This window comes from Gammaproteobacteria bacterium (genome assembly GCA_011682695.1).
Classification (GTDB): domain Bacteria; phylum Actinomycetota; class Acidimicrobiia; order Spongiisociales; family UBA4744; genus BMS3Bbin01.
The window spans coordinates 1-21,814 of the sequence record JAACED010000051.1 but is presented as its reverse complement, the minus strand read 5'-3'; the positions used below and the strand labels follow the sequence as shown (position 1 = coordinate 21,814).

The 21,814-nt window shown below is 64.7% G+C and carries 18 protein-coding genes and 1 pseudogene; 6 read left to right on the top strand and 13 right to left on the bottom strand.

Annotation, left to right across the window (positions count from 1 at the left end):
- Positions 1 to 155: 155 nt before the first annotated feature.
- From GWP04_09805 to GWP04_09770, 8 genes are all read right to left on the bottom strand, one after another.
- Complete coding sequence (locus tag GWP04_09805) at positions 156 to 1,292, bottom strand: Gfo/Idh/MocA family oxidoreductase (GenBank protein ID NIA25845.1); 1,137 nt, start codon at positions 1,290 to 1,292, stop codon at positions 156 to 158.
- Positions 1,292 to 2,122, bottom strand: coding sequence for an aldolase (locus GWP04_09800; protein NIA25844.1), 831 nt, complete (start codon positions 2,120 to 2,122; stop codon positions 1,292 to 1,294). The genes GWP04_09805 and GWP04_09800 overlap by 1 nt, the downstream gene beginning before the upstream one ends.
- Entirely contained in the window at positions 2,119 to 2,793 is a 675-nt protein-coding gene (locus GWP04_09795) for a hypothetical protein (GenBank protein ID NIA25843.1), read from the bottom strand. Before GWP04_09795 ends, GWP04_09800 begins: the two co-directional genes overlap by 4 nt.
- 453 nt (positions 2,794 to 3,246) lie before the next feature.
- Complete coding sequence (locus GWP04_09790) at positions 3,247 to 4,809, bottom strand: hypothetical protein (protein ID NIA25842.1); 1,563 nt, start codon at positions 4,807 to 4,809, stop codon at positions 3,247 to 3,249.
- Positions 4,810 to 4,875: 66 nt separating this feature from the next.
- Complete coding sequence (locus GWP04_09785) at positions 4,876 to 6,072, bottom strand: hypothetical protein (GenBank protein NIA25841.1); 1,197 nt, start codon at positions 6,070 to 6,072, stop codon at positions 4,876 to 4,878.
- Positions 6,065 to 7,165 carry a cytochrome C gene (locus GWP04_09780; GenBank protein ID NIA25840.1) on the bottom strand — a complete coding sequence of 367 codons (1,101 nt, stop codon included), beginning with the start codon at positions 7,163 to 7,165 and terminating at the stop codon, positions 6,065 to 6,067. Before GWP04_09780 ends, GWP04_09785 begins: the two co-directional genes overlap by 8 nt.
- A 105-nt stretch (positions 7,166 to 7,270) precedes the next feature.
- A complete protein-coding gene (locus GWP04_09775) occupies positions 7,271 to 8,575 on the bottom strand; it encodes a GTPase (GenBank protein ID NIA25839.1) in 1,305 nt (434 codons plus the stop codon).
- Between the two features lie 57 nt (positions 8,576 to 8,632).
- Positions 8,633 to 9,385: an alpha/beta fold hydrolase gene (locus GWP04_09770; protein ID NIA25838.1), complete on the bottom strand. Its 753-nt coding sequence runs from the start codon at positions 9,383 to 9,385 to the stop codon at positions 8,633 to 8,635.
- A 20-nt stretch (positions 9,386 to 9,405) separates the two neighbouring features.
- On the opposite strand from GWP04_09770, the gene menD reads away from it, so the two are divergent.
- Positions 9,406 to 11,061: a 2-succinyl-5-enolpyruvyl-6-hydroxy-3-cyclohexene-1-carboxylic-acid synthase gene (gene menD / locus GWP04_09765; protein ID NIA25837.1), complete on the top strand. Its 1,656-nt coding sequence runs from the start codon at positions 9,406 to 9,408 to the stop codon at positions 11,059 to 11,061.
- Between the two features lie 29 nt (positions 11,062 to 11,090).
- Here the strand turns inward: menD and GWP04_09760 are convergent, their stop codons facing one another.
- From GWP04_09760 to GWP04_09740, 5 genes are read right to left on the bottom strand one after another with little or no spacing between them, the layout of a single operon-like run.
- Entirely contained in the window at positions 11,091 to 12,296 is a 1,206-nt protein-coding gene (locus GWP04_09760; GenBank protein NIA25836.1) for an isochorismate synthase, read from the bottom strand.
- Between the two features lie 10 nt (positions 12,297 to 12,306).
- Complete coding sequence (locus tag GWP04_09755) at positions 12,307 to 13,095, bottom strand: alpha/beta fold hydrolase (protein ID NIA25835.1); 789 nt, start codon at positions 13,093 to 13,095, stop codon at positions 12,307 to 12,309.
- Positions 13,092 to 13,709 (bottom strand): CBS domain-containing protein, encoded by a 618-nt coding sequence (locus GWP04_09750; GenBank protein ID NIA25834.1) that lies wholly within the window; start codon positions 13,707 to 13,709, stop codon positions 13,092 to 13,094. The genes GWP04_09755 and GWP04_09750 overlap by 4 nt, the downstream gene beginning before the upstream one ends.
- Positions 13,710 to 13,723: 14 nt before the next feature.
- Positions 13,724 to 14,155 carry a universal stress protein gene (locus tag GWP04_09745; protein NIA25833.1) on the bottom strand — a complete coding sequence of 144 codons (432 nt, stop codon included), beginning with the start codon at positions 14,153 to 14,155 and terminating at the stop codon, positions 13,724 to 13,726.
- A complete protein-coding gene (locus GWP04_09740; protein ID NIA25832.1) occupies positions 14,152 to 14,775 on the bottom strand; it encodes a response regulator in 624 nt (207 codons plus the stop codon). The genes GWP04_09745 and GWP04_09740 overlap by 4 nt, the downstream gene beginning before the upstream one ends.
- A 240-nt stretch (positions 14,776 to 15,015) precedes the next feature.
- On the opposite strand from GWP04_09740, the gene GWP04_09735 reads away from it, so the two are divergent.
- The 5 genes and pseudogenes from GWP04_09735 to GWP04_09715 all read left to right on the top strand — a co-directional run bounded on the left by GWP04_09735 (position 15,016) and on the right by GWP04_09715 (position 21,590).
- Entirely contained in the window at positions 15,016 to 16,131 is a 1,116-nt protein-coding gene (locus GWP04_09735) for a GAF domain-containing protein (protein ID NIA25831.1), read from the top strand.
- 64 nt (positions 16,132 to 16,195) lie between these two features.
- The gene (locus GWP04_09730; protein NIA25830.1) at positions 16,196 to 16,453 is read left to right on the top strand and encodes a metal-sensing transcriptional repressor; all 258 of its coding nucleotides are present in this window, start codon (positions 16,196 to 16,198) and stop codon (positions 16,451 to 16,453) included.
- A gap of 102 nt (positions 16,454 to 16,555) precedes the next feature.
- Positions 16,556 to 16,786 (top strand): preprotein translocase subunit TatB, encoded by a 231-nt coding sequence (locus tag GWP04_09725; protein ID NIA25829.1) that lies wholly within the window; start codon positions 16,556 to 16,558, stop codon positions 16,784 to 16,786.
- A gap of 322 nt (positions 16,787 to 17,108) precedes the next feature.
- Positions 17,109 to 20,583 (top strand): annotated as a pseudogene (nifJ, locus tag GWP04_09720) (pyruvate:ferredoxin (flavodoxin) oxidoreductase).
- 2 nt (positions 20,584 to 20,585) lie between these two features.
- Positions 20,586 to 21,590 carry a dihydroorotate dehydrogenase-like protein gene (locus GWP04_09715; protein NIA25828.1) on the top strand — a complete coding sequence of 335 codons (1,005 nt, stop codon included), beginning with the start codon at positions 20,586 to 20,588 and terminating at the stop codon, positions 21,588 to 21,590.
- The last annotated feature ends 224 nt before the right edge of the window (positions 21,591 to 21,814 follow it).

Sequence of the window (21,814 nt, the reverse complement as noted above, 5' to 3'; positions counted from 1 at the left end):
GAGGGGGAGTACGGCGAAGCCGGGAGGGGGGCCGGCACACCCGACCCAAGACCCCCTCCGCCCTCGGCCAAAACCCCGAGGACACCTCCCCCAACGTCGGCCCTTCGGGCCTCCTGGGGGAGGAAACGGGGCTCCTCAGGTCTCATCCTTCTTGGTCAGGTGGCCGGCAGCGGTACGGCCCGCGCTTCGGCGACGCTTGTGAGAGCGGCGGCGAATATCCGGTGGCTGGTCAGCGCCTCTTCGGGAGTGGCACAACCGAATCGATCGCCCAGTTGGCCTGCTCTCTCGGTGAAGAATGCCGCCCACATCTGCAGCAAGGCGTCAGGAAACCCGAACTCGAAGATGGATCCCGTGATCGTGGGGAAGACCGAAACCTGTCCGGGCTGAATCTCTTCCCACACCTGCCGGCCCGCCGCGTCGATGCGGAAGCGGCGCACGATCTGGGGGGATCGGGTCGAGAAGGACACCCCACCCTCCATGCCCAACACTTCGAACGTCCAGGTGTTGGACTGGCCGGGAGCGATTCGCTTGGTCTCGAGATGAAGTGGGAACGAACCGTTCTCAGAGTCGACGGTACAGACGAGGGATGCGTTGTCGATGGTGTCACAGGGAACCGGCTCGCCGTCCGGTCCAGGCCGGTGAGTAACGATGTCCTGAAGGGTTGCATACACCGAGGTGGGGACCCACCCGAGCCGGAGCGGAACATGGACGACGTGCATGCCGAGGTCTCCCATGACTCCGATCTCGCCGCACGTGGCGATCTTGCGCTTCCAGTTGATCGGCTTGTTCCGATTCATGTCGGATGAGTGGAGCAACGCTGCGCGCGCCTCGATGATCTGGCCGAGACGACCGGAGGCGACCTCGGCCATCGCCATCTGCGCACCCGGGAAGAACGGCAACTCAGACGAACACCGCGAGAAGGCGTGCGAGTCCTCAACTGCGGTAACGATGGACTGCGCCGTCGGGAGATCGATACCAAACGGCTTCTCCCCGAAGAGGTCGATGCCCGCCTCGAGGACGTCGCGGTAGATGGCGCCGTGAAGGACGTGTGGGACCGCAACGTACACGACGTCCACGTCGGCCTCGAGGAGCCGGCTGTGGTCATCGGTGGTCATCTCCACCGTGTCGATCCGGTCGAACCAGGCTCTCCGTTCGGTGTCGATGTCGCAGACGGCGACGAGGCGCGGGACCACGGGAACGTCAAGGAGCGCCATCCAGCGCCCGAAGGCCGCGGCGGCCTCGCGGCCCATCAAGCCGCCGCCGATGATCCCGACGCGTATCTGTTGCGCCATCACGCTGCCTCGAGATGCTCGACGGCCTCCTCAGGAGTCCAGCCTCGATGAAGTATTCCCATCAACGCCTGGGTGATGGCGGCGGGCTTCGGATGCTGGATGATGTTCCGGCCGTACACGATCCCTGCCGCGCCTTGTTCCAGGACGGCGGCGGTCCGCCGGAAGAGTTCGGCGGATTCGACCTTGCCGCCTCCGCGAACGAGCACGGGGATCGGTGCGCACGCCTCGATCACCTCCCCATAGCGATCCGCCGGGTCGCTGGGATCCGCCTTCACGACGTCCGCTCCCAGTTCGACGGCCTGACGAGCCAGACCCTTGATCCGACCCACGTCGTGAACCCCGGTGTAGGCGCCTCCGTCGGGGCGCATCACCAGCGGCTCGACCATGAGCGGCATCGCCGCCTGATCGCAGGCGGCGCGCAGTGCCATGACGTTGCGAACGCAGGAGCGGTGGAGTTCGGGGCGACCGTCGATGTCGAGGAGGTTCACGACCACGCACGCGGCGTCGAGTCGAACGGCCTGGCTCACCGCGTCCTCGATCAGCTCGGAGAACGGGCGGTCCGGCACGTTGGAGCCGTAGATGTTGGCGATGTCGGTCCGCAGCACGAGCGCCGGACGCGGGCGAACAGGCATCGACTGGAGGATCCTCGCCTGCCCGGGGGAAAGCTGGATGGCGTCCGGTGCAGCTTCGACAAGGGTTGCGATGACGCTCGGCATGTGCGCGATGCCTTGAAGGAAGCTGGGCTCGTTGAAGAAGCCATGGTCGACGGCCACGTCCAGGCAACGCTTGGAAACCGGATCGAACAGTCGGTGTATCCGCGGGCTATTCATCTACTTGGTTCCTCCAGCCCGGCCATGCGCCAGGCCTCGTTGGGATCGTTCAGTCCGGCGAATGTCTCGCTGGCGGTGGCTGCCAGGGCACCGAGAGCGGTGCCCAGCCGGACGGCTTGCGGCGATGGTAGGCCCCGAACGAGGCCGATGAGGACGCCGGCCGTGAAGGCGTCTCCTGCGCCGGTGCTATCGACCGAGTCGACCTCGATTGCGGCAACGTGTCCGCGCGTCTCGTCGCAGTCGAACCAGCAGCCGTTGACTCCGTCGGTGACGACGGCCACCCGTACTCCTCGCCGTCTCAACTCGGCGGCGGCGGCGTCGGGAGCGGATTCACCCGTGATCGCCTGTGCCTCGGCCAGGCTGGGGCAGAACAGGTCGGTGTGGACGAGAGCCGGGCTCACCAGGTCCCAGTCGTTGGTGGCGTCGTAGACGACGTCGAGGCTGGTCTGCATCCCATTCTGCTTGGCGTGGGCGAAGAGCTCTGCGAGGGGCTCACCTTCGAGTGCCGGCAGCACCAGGGCACCTCCGACGTGAAGGAACCGCCCTTTCATCCGCTGACGGATGTGCTCGGCAGTGAGGAATCTGTTGGCCCCGATCTGGTGGAAGATGGTGCGCTCGCCGGCAGTATCGACCAGGATGGCCGACGAAGAGGTGTTGGCATCGACCTCCACCCACTGGGTGTCGAGCCCACCGATCGGCGCAGCACCTCGCCGAAGAGGTCCGGGCCGACCGGAGCGATCAGCGTCGTGCCGACTCCCATGCCGGCGAGTGCTTTGGCGGTACGAAGCGCGCACCCACCTTCCACCAGCGTCAGGTCGTCGACCAGTTGCAGGAGGCCGAGGGGCAAGGGGTGGTGGACGGTGCGTACAACGACGTCGCATACCGCTATGCCGGCGCAGGTCACATCGACCGAGGTCATGACGTGTCCATGGAAACGTCGTCGGCGACACCGCCACCGTGATCGCCATCGATCGGGCGGGCTCCGTACTTCGTGCCTGGTACTTCGTACCTGGCACCTGGTACTTCGTATTTCGTACTTCGTGTTTCGTACCGCGACGCAGCATCGACGCAAGACCGCGGGGCGGGCATGGCCGCTCTTACGGACGACTGATGACCGACGACTGTCAGTACCCCTGTGCCGGGGTGTGGCACTGCGTGCACTTGATTTCCTTCCACGCTTCTCCGATGTTGACGGGATGCTGGAAGTCGAGACCGGCCACACTGTTCTCGATGTCGGCGAGGTCGTCCGACGGACCCTGGGCGGCGATCGTATGGCACGACTCGCACGTGGATGTGACCACTGCCCCATCATCGGTCTCGAGATCCGAGAAGTGACACCGAAAACAGCCGTTGTTGACGAAGTGGCTGAGGTTGTCCTCACGAGCCCGGTAATCGGTCTTCATCTCCGGGAAGAAGTTGCTGTCGTAGATACGCACCAGAGCGTCGGCGGCCTGCTCGACCATGCTCTGATCCACCTTGCCGGGGTACTGGCTCGCGTAGTAGGCCAGGAGTCCGGACCGGATCGCTTCGTCTGCTTCCGGTTTCGTTTCGTACGGTGCGTTGAGCAGGATCAGCCCCTGCCAGCGAATGAACGGAAGGTCCGAGGAGATCGTGCCCTTGGACATCTCGAGGTTGATCGCCGTCGCCGGAGCGAGGAAGTCATGGCTGGGCCGGTTGTGGCAGTCCATGCAGTCCAGAACACGAATCTCGGTCTCAGGCGAATCCAGATCGATCTCCACATCGGGACGCTTGAAGACGGTGACCTCTCCCGTCTTGCTGTTGGTGGTGCGCACCCACGCTATCTCCTGGCGCTTCTCGTCGATTGGCACGTATTCGATCTTGTTCTCGGAGAGCATGTGCCAGTGGATGCCTTCTTGTTCGCCGGTTCGGGGGTTCCCTCCACCGACTTTCATGAGCAAACTGATCGTCCACGGCGAGTTCGCCTCATCGGTGCGGTAGTACGTCTTCGTGATGAGCTTCTCGCCGTAGAACTGATCGGGCCAGTGACACCCCTCACAGGTCTGCTGAGCAGGCCGCAGACTCGTCACCGGTGTCGGGATGGGACGCTCGTACGAGTTGGTGAGCACCGCCACCACCTGACGGATACCGTCGATCTTGGCGCGCACGAAGAACGATGCACCGGGGCCGATATGACACTCTGCGCAGGCGACGCGAGCGTGAGGAGACTCCTGATACGTGACCCACTGTGGGTTCATCACCGTGTGGCACGCCTCACCACAGAACGATGGGGAGTCGGTGACTTCGTACCCCTTGTAACCGCCCCAGGCGACCGTGCCCAGCAGTAATACGGTGAGGACGATGAACAGTGCGAGCGAGCGTATGTACCGGGGGTTCGACGCCTCGAACCGAAGGTTGAACCGGATGTGTTCTCCGCGCCGGCGAGCCTTGACGACCTGGATTCGGATGGCGAGCAGAAAGAGGACCATCCCGAGCATGACCACCGAGGGGAACCCGATGAACGTGACGATCCCTCGATACGGGTTCTCGGAAGTCGAACTCAGGTCGACGAACGCCAGGATGGCGAACCCGAGCATTCCCGCAACGATGAGCGCACCGCCGACCGCAGCCAGGGGATGGCGAAAGAGGCTCCTGGGCTCGTCCAGCTCGGTGGTGGTTTCGCTCTCCCTGTGGCTCACGCTCTGTCCCTCCTCAACCGCTTCACTCACGCTACCCGAATAGCCCTCATCAGGCCCAGGGTTGCCGGCCCCGATCATCGGGCCTTCTTCCTCGCATCAGTCCTTCGGCGCACCAGCCGCGATCCATGCCTTCACCACCGCCAGGTCCTCATCCGTGAACGTACCGAAATGCGACCCGTCCTTCACCTTGACAATCACGTGACTCGCATCCGCATCACCGGGCACAAACCCGGGGTCACCGCCGGCGCCCCCGGTCATCAACCCCTCATACGACGTTACATCCAAACCGGACGCCGGCGCATCCCCACCATGACACGATCCGCACGCCGCGTCGAACACCACCGCCACTCCACCGTCCCACGTCGCAGCGACGGACCCGGCCGCCGTCGTGGCCGTGGGAGCCGTCGTCGTCACCGGCGCGGCCGTGGTCGTCGTCGGCAGTGGCGTGTAGATGGGTCCGACGAGCGGTGAAGGGGCAACGGTCGTGATCGCCGTCTGCTCGAACGTCACGAACTGATAGACCCCCGCGAGCATCAGAGCTGCCAGGACGCCGAAGATGGACCAATACCTGATCGCTCGACTGCGGCGCTCCTCCGGATCGATCTCGATCTGGTCCATTCCCGCGTCGATCGCGGCCAGTTCGAGCGGATGGAGCTCCTCCATCTGGGCACGCGCCAGATACCCGGTGAAGATCGAAGGGTTGAAGTGCCGGAAATGCACGTCGTAGAAGTGCCAGACGATGATGGCGAGCACGGCGAGGACGGCCTCCCAGCCGTGGGCTGCCTTGGCCGCCGGCACGAAGACCCCCGGGAGGGTCCGGGTGGTGGCGATCGGATTCCAGAGCATGAAGCCGGTCACCGCCATCAAGACGGTGCCCCAGACCAGCGACCAGTACTCGATCTTCTCGCCGACCGTATACCGGCCCTCGGGAGGCGGTCTCGAGGCCAAGCCGAGGTTGAGCTTGATCCAGCCCCACGCGGCCACCAGGTCCGCCTTCTCCGGAAGCAGGGCACGAGGCTTCCCGAGGACGAACCGCTTGTAGCCCAGCACACCGATGTGATACACGAGCGAGAGCAGCAGGATGGTTGCGAGAACGTGGTGGATTCTGCGGGTGTAATCGATGCCGCCGAACAGCCCGATGATCCAGTCCGACAGCCAACGATCCGCGTATTTCTGCACGAGGCCGGTGACCGCGAGGCCGCTGAACGTGACGAGCTGGACGGCGTGCTCGATCCGGTCCGACAGAGTGAACCTGAGGATCTTCTCGTCGGGACGCCTCGTTGTCTCAGTCATGTCGTCGCTCCCTTAGGCGAGCGGCAAGCCTTCGACGTACGTCGAGTAGCACGGCAAGCAGCATCGCTCCGATCACGAGCGGGATGAGAATCTTGTAGAAGGTGTTGACCCAGTACACGAGTGGAGCATCGGTGGGGCTCGGCGCATAGTGGCTCAGCCACGCGTCAGGGAAGTTCGCCGTGGCATCCGGGTGACACCGCCGGCATGTGCCGAGCAGATTCTCCTTGTACACGGAGCTGTCCGTATTGCTGGGCGCCTTGATGTCATGAACGCCGTGACAATCGACGCACACGGGCTTGTTCGTGTCCTGGCCTGGAGCGAGCTTCTCGAAGAGGACGACCGTGGTGCCGTGAAAGTCGGCAAGGTACGAGCTGAACACGTTCGTGGAGATGTTGTACTTGCCCATCAGGGTCTCGTCGGCGTGGCAATCCGCGCAGATCTGCGGTGAGAACAGCCGGAACGGCGAGTCTTCATGCGGACCTTTCACGTCATGAATGCCGTGACAGTCCGTGCAGGTCGGGACATCGGGGTTGCCGGTCGTGAGCGCTCCCCCGTGCACACTGTCCTCGTAGGCGTTGTAGATCTCCGAATGGCATTTCCTGCACATCAGCGGAATGCTGGTTCGAGGCTCGCCGGGCGCTCGGATGTTGTGGGAACCGTGGCAGTCGCTGCACACGGCCGCCTCCGTGACGCCGGCCTCGCGTGCGAGCTCGTGGTCACTGTCGCGAGTCTTCGTGTACTCGGCGAAATGGCACGTCGAACATGCCGAATACATCTGCACGGTGAAGGCCCGGCGGCTCTCGGCGGTGATCGGATCATGCGGATACGGGGAGATGGTCGTGTGACAGAGAACGCACGCCACATCGAGTTCGCCGTGCACCGAATCGGCGTATTCGTGGCCGTCGACGGCAACACTGAGCGACTCGCCGGAGGGCAACGGTATTGCCACCGAACTTCCCTCGTGACAGGAGAGACAGTAGGAGTTGTCCTGCAGCGGGCTGGTCTGTGCAGACGCGCGAGACTGTCCGGCGATCAGAATCGCCATACCGACGATCAGCGCACCGAGTACGGCAATCCTTCCACGTCTGCCCATCGCGTTCCGTCTCCCCTCCGCATCACACCTCTCACTCTAAGTGGAGGCCCTCCGTTGCCTCGAGACCATCGACCCCTCGGCAACCACAACAGTTCCCTCTCGATCTCAGAGTCCGGCCAGAACCTCACTCAATGGGGGGCCTTCGACGATCTCGATGCCGTAGATGACTCGCGTCCCCGGCATGTCGAGATCCAACAGCGGGAGCAGATTGACCGGCGTGGCGACCACCACCACGTCGGGGTTCGCCCGCTTGATCGTTTCTGCGAGTTCGGCCCGCTGCTCTTCCCCGTAGCCCATCGCCGGGAGCAGCGGCCCGATGTGGGTGAACTTGTCGAACGTGGCGGCGATCGAACCTACCGCGAAGGGACGAGGGTCGATCAGCTCGGCCGCGCCGTGGTCCCTCGAGGCGATGACGCCGGCACCGTAGGCCATACCGCCATGGGTCAGCGTGGGTCCGTCCTCGATGACCAGCACGCGCCTGCCTGTGATGAGGTCCGGGTCGTCAACCGTGATCGGCGAGTTGGCCATGAGCACGATGGCGGCCGGGTTCGCCTCCCTCACGTTGGCGAGCACGGCAGCGACGTTCTCCTTCTTCGCGGTGGCGACCTTGTTGATCACCACCACGTCGGCGCGCCGCAGGTTGGCCTCGCCCGGCCAGTACTTGAGTTCATGCCCTGGGCGATGCGGGTCGACGACGCAGATATGCAGGTCGGGTCGGTAGAAGGGCAGATCGTTGTTTCCGCCATCCCAGAGGATGACATCGGCTTCCTGCTCGGCGAGGCGCAAGATCGCTTCGTAATCGACCCCGGCGAAGATGACACCACCCTGTTCGATGTACGGCTCGTACTCCTCGCGCTCTTCGATCGAGCAGTCCGCATCGATGAGGTCCTGGCTGCTTGCGAACCGCTGAACCGCCTGCTTGGCGAGATCTCCGTAAGGCATGGGATGACGGATCGCGGCGACGCGTCTCCCCGCATCGTTGAGCGTATGCCAGACGGCACGGCTGGTCGGGGACTTCCCGGCACCCGTTCTGGCGGCCGTCACGGCGACGACGGGCAGGTTCGAAGGGATCATCGTCTGCGCACCGGGAAGCTCGTAGGAGGCACCTGCCGCCACGGCGCGCGCAGCGAGGTGCATCACGTGCTCGTGGGTGACATCCGAATAGGCGAAGACGACCCGATCGACGTTGTAGGCGGCGATCAGGTGTTCCAGCTCGTCCTCGGCAACGATCGGGATCCCGTCCGGGTACAGATCCCCCGCCAGCGAGGGCGGATACTTCCTGCCGTCGATGTTTGGAATCTGTGTGGCGGTGAACGCCACGACCTCATAGTTGGGATCGTCCCGGTACAAAACGTTGAAGTTGTGAAAGTCCCGTCCGGCGGCTCCCAGAATCAGTATCCGTTCGCTCATCACGACCTCCCTCACACCAATCCCGTCATTCTCGCCGGATCGAGGGAACCCTCCCAATCAGCCAAGGAACTGCTCGATCTCGAGAGCGACCTTGCGGGGTGTCTCCCCGACGATGGCGTGTCCTGCGCCCTCGACGACAAGGAGACGGCCGTGCGTGGCGGCGGTCACTCGTTCACCGATTGCGACATACCGGGGGTCCTGGTCGCCGGCCATGAAGAGCACCGGCATCTTCAGCTCCTCGAGACGATCCCCATACCACGGCTGTGCCCCCTGGCCCATCCCCCGCAAGGCGGTGGCGATGCCTTGCGCGGTGTTCTCCAACCGAAGCGTCAAGTCCTCTTCGAGCCACGCGGCTCCCCTTCGCCGAAGACCCTCGAAGATCGGCCGGCTCATCCAGCGTTCGAGGAAGGGACCCAGGTCTTCGCGTTCGATGCTGCGCGCCAGTGCCTCGTCATCGGCGCGCCGGGCAAGTCGGCGTTGCTCGTCGGCGATCCCGATTCCCGCGGAGATCAGAATGAGGTGCGTGACGGCCTCCGGATGTTCGAGTGCGACGCCGAGAGCGATGCGCCCGCCTTGTGAATACCCGAGGAGCGGCCGTCCGGCGGCCACCGCGGCAACGGCCGCGACCGCCTCGGGAAAGGTTGCCGGCGACGCTGCGGCGCCACCGTGACCGGGGAGATCGGGAGCCAGGATCTCGCGCCCCACGAGCATTGCCAGTTCGGCGAACATGCCCCCATGCTGCGTGAAGCCGTGCAGCGCAACGATGGCGGGAGGCGGACCGGCGAATCTTCGGACGGGGAGTCCCTCCATGCGCTGTATTGTTGCTGCTCGTGAGCAACTCCGCCTACAAAGCGACCGCCCTGCTCGTGGCCACCCTCGCCCGTCTCGGCCTCCGGCATGCGTGCCTCACGCCGGGATCGAGGAGCACGCCTCTGTCGCTGGCGTTCGCCGAACACCCCGACATCACCGATTGGATCCATCACGACGAGCGGTCGTCGTCCTTCTTCGCCCTCGGACTTGCCAAGGTGACGAGGATGCCCGTCGCCGTCGTGACCACGTCCGGGACCGCCGCTGCGGAGCTTCTTCCCGCCGCCGTGGAAGCCCGCTATGGGACGGTGCCCCTCCTGCTGATCACGGCGGATCGCCCGCCCGAGCTTCGCGGTATCGGTGCTCCCCAGACGATCGACCAGGTCGGCATGTTCGGGGACACGGTGCGCCGGTCGGCCGACGAGGTGCTCACCGAACTGAGTCCGGGCGAGATCACCGAACTGGCCGTCACGACCTGGAACGAGGCCGCCCGCCGACCGGGCGGCCCGGTCCATCTCAACCTCGGCTTCCGCGAGCCATTCGTTCCCACGGATCTCACCGTGCCGCAAGTCGATGTGCCCACGGGTGCACCGGTCAGACGGACCCTGGACGCGGACTCACTCGGGACGGCGGCAACGATGCTGTCGGGCAGGCGGACGCTCATCGCCGCCGGTCCCCTCGACCAACCCGGCTTCGTGGACGCCGTCACCGCACTGGCGGACGAGACCGGCTGGCCGATCCTGGCTGATCCGCTCAGCCAGTTGCGCGCAGGCCCCCACGATCGGTCACACGTGATCGCCACCGGCGACGCGCTCTTTCGCAAAGGCCGAATCCCCGCCCGGCCGGAGGCGGTGCTGCGTTTCGGGGCGCCGCCGACCTCCAAGGCATTCACCACCTGGCTGGAGGAGCACCGCAGCGTCCCGCAGGTCGTGGTGGATGAGGTCGGCGGGCGGGATCCTTCCCGGACGGCACGACTGATGGTCACCGCAGATCCCGTCGAGTTCGCCCAAGCCCTGCCTGTCGAGCCTGCGGCCGCCGGGTGGACCGAAGCCTGGACGGACGCCGACAGAAACGCCCGCGACGCCCTGGCCGGGATGCCGTTCCCCTCCGAGCCGGCCGTCGTGCAAACCATGGCCGAGCGACTCCCGGCACACTCGAACCTGTACGTCGCCTCCTCGATGCCCGTAAGGGACGTCGACCTGTTCTTCCCCTCCATCGATCGGCCGGTCCGGATGCTGGCGAACCGCGGCGCCAACGGCATCGACGGTCTCGTCTCCTCCGGCCTGGGCGCTTCCGCCGCCGGCATGACGACGTTTGTCCTCGCCGGCGACTTGTCCGCGTTGCACGATCTGGGGGCGCTCGCAACCGCTGCACGGCTTCGCCTCCCGGTCACGATCGTCGTCGTGAACAACGACGGCGGCGGCATCTTCTCGTTCCTTCCGCAGTCGAAGCTGCCGCGACATTTCGAGCGGGTGTTCTCAACCCCGCACGGTCTGTCCTTCGTGCCCGTAGCCGAGGCGTTGGGCCTGCGCGCAGTCCGAGTCGATCGGCGCGATCAGTTCATTTCGGCGCTCGCCGAGCCCGGGCCGCTGCTCATCGAAGTGATGACCGACCGGGATGCGAACGTGCAGGTTCACGAGGAGGCGCTCGCCAAGATCTCATCCCCTCCGGTCTCATGACGCTTCGACCTGACTGTTCGTGCGAACCGTCACGAGAACGGGTTGGTTTGGAGGATGTCGAGTAGGGCGCGCAGTTTCGCCTCGGTCTCTGCCACTTCGGCCGCCGCGTCCGAGTCCTGCACGATCCCGGCGCCCGCGTACACCCGTGCCTCGTGCTCTTCCAGAAGGGCGCAGCGCAAGGCGACGGCTGCCTCTCCATCACCGGAAGCGTCCGTCCATCCGATACCTCCCGCATACCAGCCACGATCGAGCACTTCGACGTCTCGAATGAAGGAGAGGGCGGCAGCGGTGGGTGTGCCGCACACCGCGGGAGTCGGGTGCAACGCCATGGCGAGCGGGAGCACTCCCATCGGCCTGGCGAGCAGCCCGCGGATCTCCGTCCCCAGGTGATGGATGTTGGCGAGCCGCATGACGGTCGGCCGGGCGGGAACGGACAGCTCCGACGTGAGCGGCCTGAGCAGCCGGACGATCTCGTCAACGACAAACTGATGTTCCCTTCGATCCTTCACGCTCTCGAGCAGCGTCCGCGCCGACTCCTCGTCCTCGATCGAACCGTTGCCACGCACCGCGCTGCCCGCCAGCGGAAACGATCGAATCGATGCGCCTCGCCGCTCGACGAGCAGCTCCGGGCTGGCGCCCACGAACGCGCTCCCGTTCTCCACCCACCCGTACGCAAACGCGTCCGGAAACCGTTCCTGAAGCAATGCCACGACGTCGAACGGCCGAATATCGTCGAACGCCAGCGTCACCGATCGCGCCAGCACTACCTTGGAGAGCAGCCCGGCTCCGATCGCCTCTCGTGCCTGCTCGACCATTGCCACCCACGCGTCCGGCTCGGGTTCCCTGGCGGTCACCCGGCCGGCCGGCGCGAGCGGTTCTCCCGGGTGCTCGAGCCGGCCGAGCATCGCGAGTATCTCTTCCTGGCCCGGGGTGACGCGAAGACGGCCTCCCGCCTCTCCCTTGACCAGGGTCACCGCCGGCAGGACGACGCTTCCGGACCTCTTGGAATCATCGAACGGAAACGCGAAGAAGAGCCTGCCCGCGGAGGGAGGCCGAGCCAGGAGATCGTCACTGCGCCAGGCCACACCGACACCGACCGCTTCCTCCCGGCCTCCGAAGTAGAAGACGGGAGCGCCCGTCCGCGACGCGGAGCGAGCGAGATCGATCGGCTGCACCGAGCACGGCACCGACACGCCTGCCGTCATGCCGGCGCCGATATCGTTGGGGAAAAGCACGGAACAGAGTCTACGAAGCCGAGAACGACACAATCCGCGCCGCGACGAGGTCCGGCCGTTCCATGGGAGAGAAGTGCGAAGTGTTCGGCAGTAGCTCGAATCGTGCGTTCGGGATCAGCGCGGTGAGTTCGGCGACGTAGTCGGCGGTGAACGTGGTGGACTGCTCGCCGCCAAGTACCAGAACGGGCAGATCGAGCTCCCCCAGGCGCCCGTAGACGCCGTGGGCGGTGGCTCCACGATACGTCTCCGCCTCGACCTCCGGTCGGCACTTCAGCCGCCAGACACCGTCTCTCTCCACGAGCCCGCCGTGCACGTACGCTTCGAGCACACGCCGATCCCAGGATGCGAACGGTCTGCGGTAATGCTCGACTGCTTCATCGAGACTCGCGAATCCGTCCCTGCGCCTCAGGGCGCCCTCGACGAGCGGGAACTCTTCCATCCTTCGAAACGGGGGCGGGAAGATCACCGGCTCGATCAGCACGAGGCCGGTGAACCTGCCGGGAGCCAGCAGCTCGGCCATGACGAGCGCGGCCCCGCCCATCGAGTGCCCGACACCGACGACCGGCTCGGAGATCTCCGAGATGACGTCGAGCCCGTGCCGGGCGAAGTCCCACCAGTCGACCGGAACGGAAAAGGGCTCGGCGTCGCCGTGTCCGGGCGCATCCCAGGCGATGACCGATCGCTCCTCCCCGGCGGCACGCAGCTCGTCGACCACCGGTGCCCAGACCTCTTTGCAGAACCCCGTTGCGTGGGCGAGGGCAAGCCAGCCGCCCCCCGATGCAGACCACCGCCGAGTCAAGCGTCGTCCACGTCGAACGTGACATGCGATCTCAGCTTGACGACTCCGTCGACACGCCGAATCAGTTCCTCCAGCAGGCGAGCGTCGGTCGTCGTCGGCACTGTCCCGGAGATGGTGACGACGCCGTCCTTGACCGTCACGTCGACGCTGTCGCCCTCGAGGAGCAGCACCCTTCGGACGATGTCCTCGCGGATCTCATCCTCGATGACGTCGTCTGGACGAGTGAACACCGCCACGACATCCGCCCGGCTGATGATCCCGACCAGCTTGCCTTGGGCGCCCACCACCGGCAGCCGCTTGACATGGTTGTGCGCCATGACACGAGCCGCTTCGGCGACACTCGCTTCAGGGAAGATCACCACAGGATCCTTGGTCATCACCTCGCCGACCGTGTCCGCGTCGACAAGCGCTTCGGACTCTCTGAACATTGCGTTGAGCAGCCGTCGCCGGGAACGGTCGGCTTCGCGCTCCAGGAAGTCGGCTTCGGTGATGATTCCCACGAGTTCGCCTGATTCATCAATGACCGGCAGGCCGCTGACGCCCTCTCTCACCATCGTGCGAGCAGCTTCCTTCAACGGGGCAGAAGGGCTCGTTGTCAACACATCCATGGTCATGATGTCGAGCACCCTCACTCGAACGGCCCTTTCACGACCAGAACGTCACACGACGAGATGTGCACGATTCTGTGACTCGTACTGCCCAGCACCAACGCTGCGAGCTCTCCCCTCCCCCGGGAACCGACAACGATCAGGTCCGCCTCCACCTTTTTCGCGTAGTCGACGATCGCATCCGCCGGGTACCCGTCCAAGTCGATTCGGCGCATCTCCACCTGCGATCCTTCGACCACGGGGTCGATGACGTCCCACACCATCTGCCGCTGCGCCTGCTCCAGCGATGCGAGGTCGGCGGGCACCTGGCTCAGGGCACCGAGGAGAGCGCTGGGAATGTGCATGACGTGTACGACGTGCAGCTCCGCGTCCCACGCCTCGGCGAACTGGACCGCCCTTCGAAGCGCCACGATTGAACGATCAGATCCATCCGCTCCAACAACGATGATCATGACAATGCATCTCCCCATTGCTCGGGCGCGTATTCCCGCTCCCGTTTGGCCGCCAAACGAGCCGAGAACGCTGCCGCTTCGGTCCGTCGAGTCATCCCAAGTTTGTTCAGCAGGTTCGAGACGTAGTTCTTGACCGTCTTCTCGGCCAGGAACAGCGCCTCCGCGATTTCCTTGTTGGTGAGACCGTCGGAGATCAGGTCCAGAATGTTGCGCTCCTGCGGCGAGAGGCGAGCAATCAACGGGTCGGTCGGCTCGTCGCCTCGGATCCTGCGAAAGACGTGCTCGGTCATCGTCGGATCGAGCAGCGACTCGCCTGCTCCGACCCGGCGGATACTGTCGATGAGTTGCCGCGCGTCGACCCGCTTGAGTACATAGCCGGCCGCCCCGGCGACGATCGAGGCGAACAGCGCCTCCTCATCGGCGAACGACGTCAGCATCAGAACACGTACGTCGGGCCACCGCTCCTTGATCTCCCTGCAGGCTTCGATCCCGGTCCCGTCCGGGAGGCGGACATCCATCACGACCACTTCGGGAGAGTCGTATCCAACCCTCCGGATGGCCTCTTCGACCGTGCCGGCCTCGCCCACCACCTCGAGACCTTCCTCGCCTCCGAGCAGCATGACGAGGCCCTTCCTCACAATCTCATGGTCATCGACGATCAGGATCCGCACTCTGTCTTCCTCTCTTACGCCTCAAGGCTACCGGGTGATCGACCCGGTCGCTGCAACCGGCGGCCGGTCAACAGCCGCGACGCCGCCCCACGGTCTCGGTGCCGGATAGGTCGCGATACGAAATACAAAATATGAGATATCGACCGACGACAGAAATTCGGCAGCCCGCCAGAGCACTAGCCTGACCATGTGGAACGGCCGATGATCCCCGCCATGCGCCTCGCCGACCTGATCAGCGCCGCGGCAGCGGTGACCGGACAGACAGAGCTGACGGCCGTGCTGGAGACGGTCGTCACAACGGCAAAGGAACTCACCGGCGCCCCGTTCGGCGCACTCGGTGTCGTCAGCGAGGACGGGCAGCTGATCCAGTTCGTCTACAAGGGCGTCCCGGAGGAAGTGGCCGAGATGATCGGCGGCCCGCCGGAGGGCAAAGGACTGCTCGGCGCGGTCACGTGGCAGCCCGACCCGATCCGTCTGGACAACACTCAGTCCCATCCGCGAGCGAGTGGATTCCCCGATCATCACCCACACTTCGAAGGTTTTCTCGGCACGTCGATCCGTATCGGCGACGACGTGTTCGGCAATCTCTACCTGGGAGCATCCGACGGCGGCTTCACCGAACAGGATGAGACGCTGATCCGTGCGCTGGCCCTCATCGCGGGGTCCGCCATCTCCACGATCCGGCTTCAGGCGCGTCTGCGCCGGGCGGCAGTACTCGAAGACCGCCAGCGCATCGCGCGAGATCTGCACGACTCCATCATCCAGGATCTGTTCGCCGTCGGGCTGTCGCTCCAGGCGTTGACCGCCAAACTGCCCGACGAGGAGATGCGAACGAGCCTCGAAGAGGCCGCTTCGCATCTCGATGCGTCGATCACGTCGCTGCGGCGGCTGATCTTCGACCTGCGCCCCCCGACGCTGGGAGCGCGCAACCTCAAAGACGAGCTCTCCGAACTCCTCGGTCGGCTCGCCGTGCCCTACGAGGCGAGCATCGGGATCGGCGTCACGGGGCCGGTCGACGACCTGCCCGCCGAGATCGTCGAAGACACCCTCCAAATCATCCGGGAGGCGGTGAGCAACGCGTTGCGGCACTCCGGAGCGGACGTCGTGAGTGTCTCGGTAAGCCGCGGTATCGACCGGCTGGTCCTCGCGGTGTTCGACCGCGGGAAGGGGTTCGACCTCGATACCGTCACACGGGGAATGGGCCTCGACAACATCCAGAGTCGCGCCGAAGCGGCGGGCGGAGAAGCCGAGATCAGCAGCCGTCCCGGTGGGGGGACGACCATCCGCGTCGTGCTTCCGCTGTAGGTCGGCCAAGCACGCACATTTCCCGGTGAAGAGTACGATTGGACCGACCCTCTCAAAGGACGCCATGCAACTCGATGAGCAATCCAAGAAGACCGTCGTGCCCCGGCTTCGCCGCATCGAAGGCCAGGTAGCCGGGATCATCCGGATGATCGAGAACGGCCGCGAATGCACCGAGATCGTCACTCAAGTGGCCGCCGCATCGAAGGCTCTCGACAAGGTCGGATTCAAGCTTCTCGCCGCCAACCTCGCACGGTGCATCCTCGACGATTCGGAACTCGACGACACGGCTTCTCTGGAGAAGCTCTTCATGACCCTCGCCTGAGGAAATCGACAATGGAGACCGGCCCGCCTTGCCCGCCACACCTGGCAGCGAGGATCCGCGGTCCGGTGCCGACAGGGCAGGCGGACTCGTGAGCCCGAACCGATGACCTCCAACATCGTCGTGGACGCGCGTGGATCCCACTGTCCGGGACCGCTGATGGAGCTGATCGCGGTCATCCGTGACGCTCGTGCCGGAGACACGATCGAACTCCTCAGCGCCGACCCCGGTTCGAGAACCGACGTCCCGATCTGGGTCCACAACGCCCGGCATTCCCTCATCGACGTCGAGGACCTCGAAGACTGCACGAGATTCACCATTCGCGTCGAGGTGTAACCGGCCACCGACCGCAGCGTCCGACGATCCTCGCCGCCTCCCGACGGTGCCGGCGGCGCCTGATCGTCATCTCGGATCCATGACACGGTCGATTCGGACGGTACCCAGGCCGGTACCGCTATCCTGGCGTGCGACTCGACTGGGCACCGTCTGTCGCGTGACATGGCATATTCGAACAGTCCCCGGTCGAGACGCTGCACGATGAGGAGGCCAAGACGTGGAGCACGAAGTTGCGACACTCGACGGCAATGAGGCTGCCGCCTACATAGCCCACAAAACGAACGAAGTCATCGCCATCTACCCGATCACACCATCGTCTCCGATGGGCGAGCACGCAGACGCGTGGTCTGCCAAAGGCAAGACGAACATCTGGAACCAGATCCCCGAAGTCGTCGAGATGCAGAGCGAAGGGGGAGCCTCCGGAGCGGTCCACGGGTCACTTCAGGGCGGCGCGCTCACGACGACGTTCACCGCCTCGCAGGGCCTCCTGCTGATGATCCCCAACATGTTCAAGATCGCCGGAGAACTCCTCCCGTCCGTCTTCCATGTTGCGGCCCGATCGGTGGCGACCCACCCACGCCCTCTCGATTTTCGGCGACCACAGCGACGTGATGGCAACCAGAGGCACCGGATTCGGAATGCTGGCCTCGGCATCCATCCAGGAAGTGCATGACTTCGCACTCATCTCCCAGGCAGCGACCCTCGCCTCCCGGGTACCGATCGTCCACTTTTTCGACGGTTTTCGGACCTCCCATGAGGTCAACAAGATCGACCTCATCGGCGACGAGATCATCCGCGAGATGATCGACGACGATCTGGTTCGCGCCCACCACGAACGCCGCCTGAACCCCGAACACCCCGTTCTGCGTGGATCCGCGCAGAACCCGGACGTGTTCTTCCAGGCCCGCGAGGCAGCCAACCCCTTCTACATCGAAGCGCCCGACCATATGCAACGGGCGATGGACAAGTTCGCGGAGCTGACGGGGCGCTCCTATCACCTGTTCGACTACTTCGGCGCACCGGATGCGGAACGGATCATCGTCCTCATGGGATCGGGCGTCGGAGCGGTCAGAGAGACCATCGACAAGCTCACCGCCGCCGGGGAGAAGGTCGGTGTCGTCGCCGTGCGTGTCTATCGGCCGTTCTCCGCCGCAGCCTTTGTCGCAGCACTCCCGGGAACCACGAAGACGATCGCCGTGCTCGACCGCACGAAGGAACCCGGTGCAGTCGGGGAACCGCTCTACGTCGATGTCATCACGGGCCTTGCAGAGGAACACGCGGCCGGACGGACCGCATGGGACCGGATGCCCACGATCATCGGAGGCAGATACGGCCTGTCCTCCAAGGAGTTCTCCCCCGCGATGGTCGCCGGCATCTTCGAAGAGATGTCCAAGGACGAACCGAAGAACCATTTCACGGTCGGCATCGTGGACGACGTCACGGGAACCAGCCTCTCGCCCGTCGACGGATTCGACACCGAGCCCGAGGGCCGTATCAAGGCCGTGTTCTTCGGGCTTGGAAGCGACGGAACGGTCGGAGCGTCGAAGAACTCCGTGAAGATCATCGGCACCAACACGCCGCTGAACGCCCAGGGTTACTTCGTCTATGACTCGCGCAAAGCCGGCTCGGTGACCGTCTCGCACCTTCGGTTCTGCAAAGAGCCGATTCAGTCGACATACCTGATCGACAAGGCCAACTTCGTCGGCTGCCACCAGTTCGGCTTCCTCGAGAAGATGGCGGTGCTCGACCTGGCCGCCGACGGCGCAACGTTCCTTCTCAACAGCCCGCATGGGGCCGACGACGTGTGGGATCACCTTCCCGCAGAGGTCCAGCGCCAGATCATCGACAAGCACCTCAAGTTCTACGTCGTCGACGGTTATCACGTCGCCCGCGAGGCCGGAATGCCCGGACGGATCAACACGGTGTTGCAGACGTGTTTCTTCGCCCTGTCGGGGATCCTTCCTCGTGAGCAGGCAATCAACGAGATCAAGACGGCGATCGCCAAGACCTACGGGAAGTTCGGCGAGTCGGTGCTGCAGAAGAACTACGCGGCCGTCGACGGGGCACTCGGTTCACTCCATGAGGTGCCGGTGCCGGCCGAGGTGACCTCGGAGCTGCACTTGCATCCTCCAGTCCCGAAAGAGGCCCCCGATTTCGTTCAGAGGGTCACCTCGCTGATGTTGGAGGGCAAGGGCGACCTGCTGCCGGTGAGCGCGATGCCCGTCGACGGCACGTTCCCGACGGCGACCACGCGCTGGGAGAAGCGCAACATCGCCGAGGAGATCCCGATCTGGGATCCGGACATCTGCATCGATTGCGCCAAGTGCGCCCTGGTCTGCCCTCACGCGGCCATCCGCATGAAGGTCTACGACCCGGTGTTCCTCGAGGATGCGCCCGTCACGTTCAAATCGAAGGAATGGCGAAGCCGCGATCTTCCCAACATGAGCATGACGATCCAGGTCGCTCCCGAAGATTGCACGGGCTGCGGCGTCTGCGTCGACGTATGCCCCGCAAAGTCGAAGGAGATCGTCCGGCACAAGTCGATCAACATGCGCGACCACCTCGAGCATGTCGACGAGGAGAAGGTCAACTTCGAGTTCTTCCTCGAGATCCCGGAGATGGATCGCACGAAAGTCAAGATCGACACGGTCAAGGGCTCCCAGATGCTGCAGCCGCTGTTCGAGTTCTCCGGCGCCTGCGCCGGGTGCGGCGAGACTCCCTACATCAAGCTGGTGACCCAGCTCTTCGGGGATCGCACGGTGATCGCCAACGCGACGGGGTGCTCGTCGATCTACGGCGGGAACCTGCCGACGACTCCGTACGCACAGGACGGCGACGGCCGGGGTCCTGCGTGGGCCAACTCCCTGTTCGAAGACAACGCGGAGTACGGGTTCGGGATGCGCCTGGCACTCGACGCCGAGGTCTCCCAGGCTCGTTCACTGGTCAAGAAAATGACCAAGGAGATCGGGCTGGAGCTGGCCCATGGGTTGCTGGATGCAGACCAGTCCGACGAGGCCGGCATCGCAGCCCAGCGCGTGAGAGTCGCCCTCCTCAAGGAGCGGCTCGCAACCATGGACTCGAACGATGTCAAGACGTTGCGCGTCATCGCGGACTCGTTGGTCACGCAGAGCGTCTGGATCATCGGCGGAGACGGATGGGCCTACGACATCGGTTTCGGAGGCCTCGACCATGTCCTGGCCTCGGGACGCAACGTGAACGTCCTCGTGCTCGACACGGAGGTCTACTCGAACACCGGCGGCCAGGCGTCCAAGGCGACGCCCCTCGGCGCTGTCGCGAAGTTCGCCGCATCGGGCAAGTCCATCGGCAAGAAGGATCTTGGGATGATCGCGATGCAGTACGGCAACATCTACGTCGCGCAGATCGCCATCGGGGCGAACAACATCCAGTCCGTCAAGGCGTTCAAGGAGGCAGAAGCCTTCAACGGACCGTCGCTCATCATCGCCTACAGTCAGTGCATTGCCCACGGCATCGACATGGCGACGGGAATGACGCACCAGACCGAAGCGGTGAACAGCGGATTCTGGCCGTTGTTCCGATTCGATCCACGGAAGACGGACCGCCGTCCGTTCAAACTCGACAGCCGCAAGCCGACGATTCCGTTCGAGGAGTTCGCGGACAAGGAGGCGCGCTTCGCGATGCTCAAGCGCACCAACCCGGACCGCGCGAAGATGCTCTTCGATTTGGCTCAAGAGCAGATCGAGGACCGCTGGTCGTACTATGAGCAGCTCTCCGGCATCGAGAGGAACTTCACCGAAGAGGAGGAGGCCGGCGTGTGACTATGGACTTGCGCACCAGTTATCTGGGACTGGAACTGGCACACCCGATCGTGCCGTCGGCGTCTCCTGCGACAGGGAAGCTCGACAGTCTGAAGAGGCTGGAAGCCGCAGGGGCCTCCGCAGTCGTGCTCCCGTCCCTGTTCGAAGAGCAGATCAAGCACGAGGAAGCCGAGATCCAGCGGCTGGCGGAGTTCGCGGCCGAGAGTTTCGCCGAGGCGACCTTCGGGTACTTCCCCGAGATGACGGACTACAACACGGGGCCGGGTCCGTATCTCAAACTCGTACAGGACGCCAAGGCAACGCTCGAGATCCCGGTCATCGCGAGCCTCAACGGATCATCGGCGGGAGGATGGATCGCCTACGCGAAGAAGATCCAGGATGCCGGCGCGGATGCGCTCGAACTCAACATCTACTTCGTCCCCGGCGATCCCACCGAGGTGGGAACGGCCGTAGAGCAACGGTATCTCGATCTCATCCAACAGTGCAGGGAATCGGTCACGATCCCGATCGCCGTCAAGATCGGACCGTATTTCAGTTCGGTCGCCAACATGGTGAGCCGGATCGTCGATGCCGGAGCAGACGGCCTGGTCCTGTTCAACCGCTACATGATGCCCGACGTCGATCTCGAATCGTTGACCGTCGCACCGGCGCTGAAGTTGTCCGACCCTTCGGAGCTGCGGCTGCCGCTGCGCTGGATAGCGCTCCTTCACGGCAAGGTCAACGCCTCGCTGGCCCTGTCGAGTGGAGTGCACTCCGCCAAGGACGCCCTCAAGGGCCTGCTGGCCGGTGCGGATGTGACCATGATGACTTCGGCCCTGTTGCTGCACGGTCCCGAGTTTCTCACCACCGTCCTCGACGGGGTCACGAGCTGGCTCGAAGACCATGAGTACGTCTCGGTCGCGCAGGCGAAGGGTTCGCTGAGTGAGCAGGCGGCCCCGGATCCCGACGCGTTCTCACGGTCCAACTACATGAAGGCGCTGATCAGCTACACGGGCCCGGCGGTCTAGAGAGCAGCCCCCTGCGCCCTCGGCGGCGGTACGTCTCAAGACCCCCTCCGTCCTCGGCGGTGATACCTCCCAGGACCCCCTCCGTCCTCGGCCAAAGCGCCGAGGACACCTCCCCCAACGCTCGGCCCTTCGGGCCTCCTGGGGGAGGAAACAAACGTCTCTCCCCCCAGCGAGCGAAGCGAGTGCTGGGGGGAGTACGGCGAAGCCGGGAGGGGGGCCGGCGC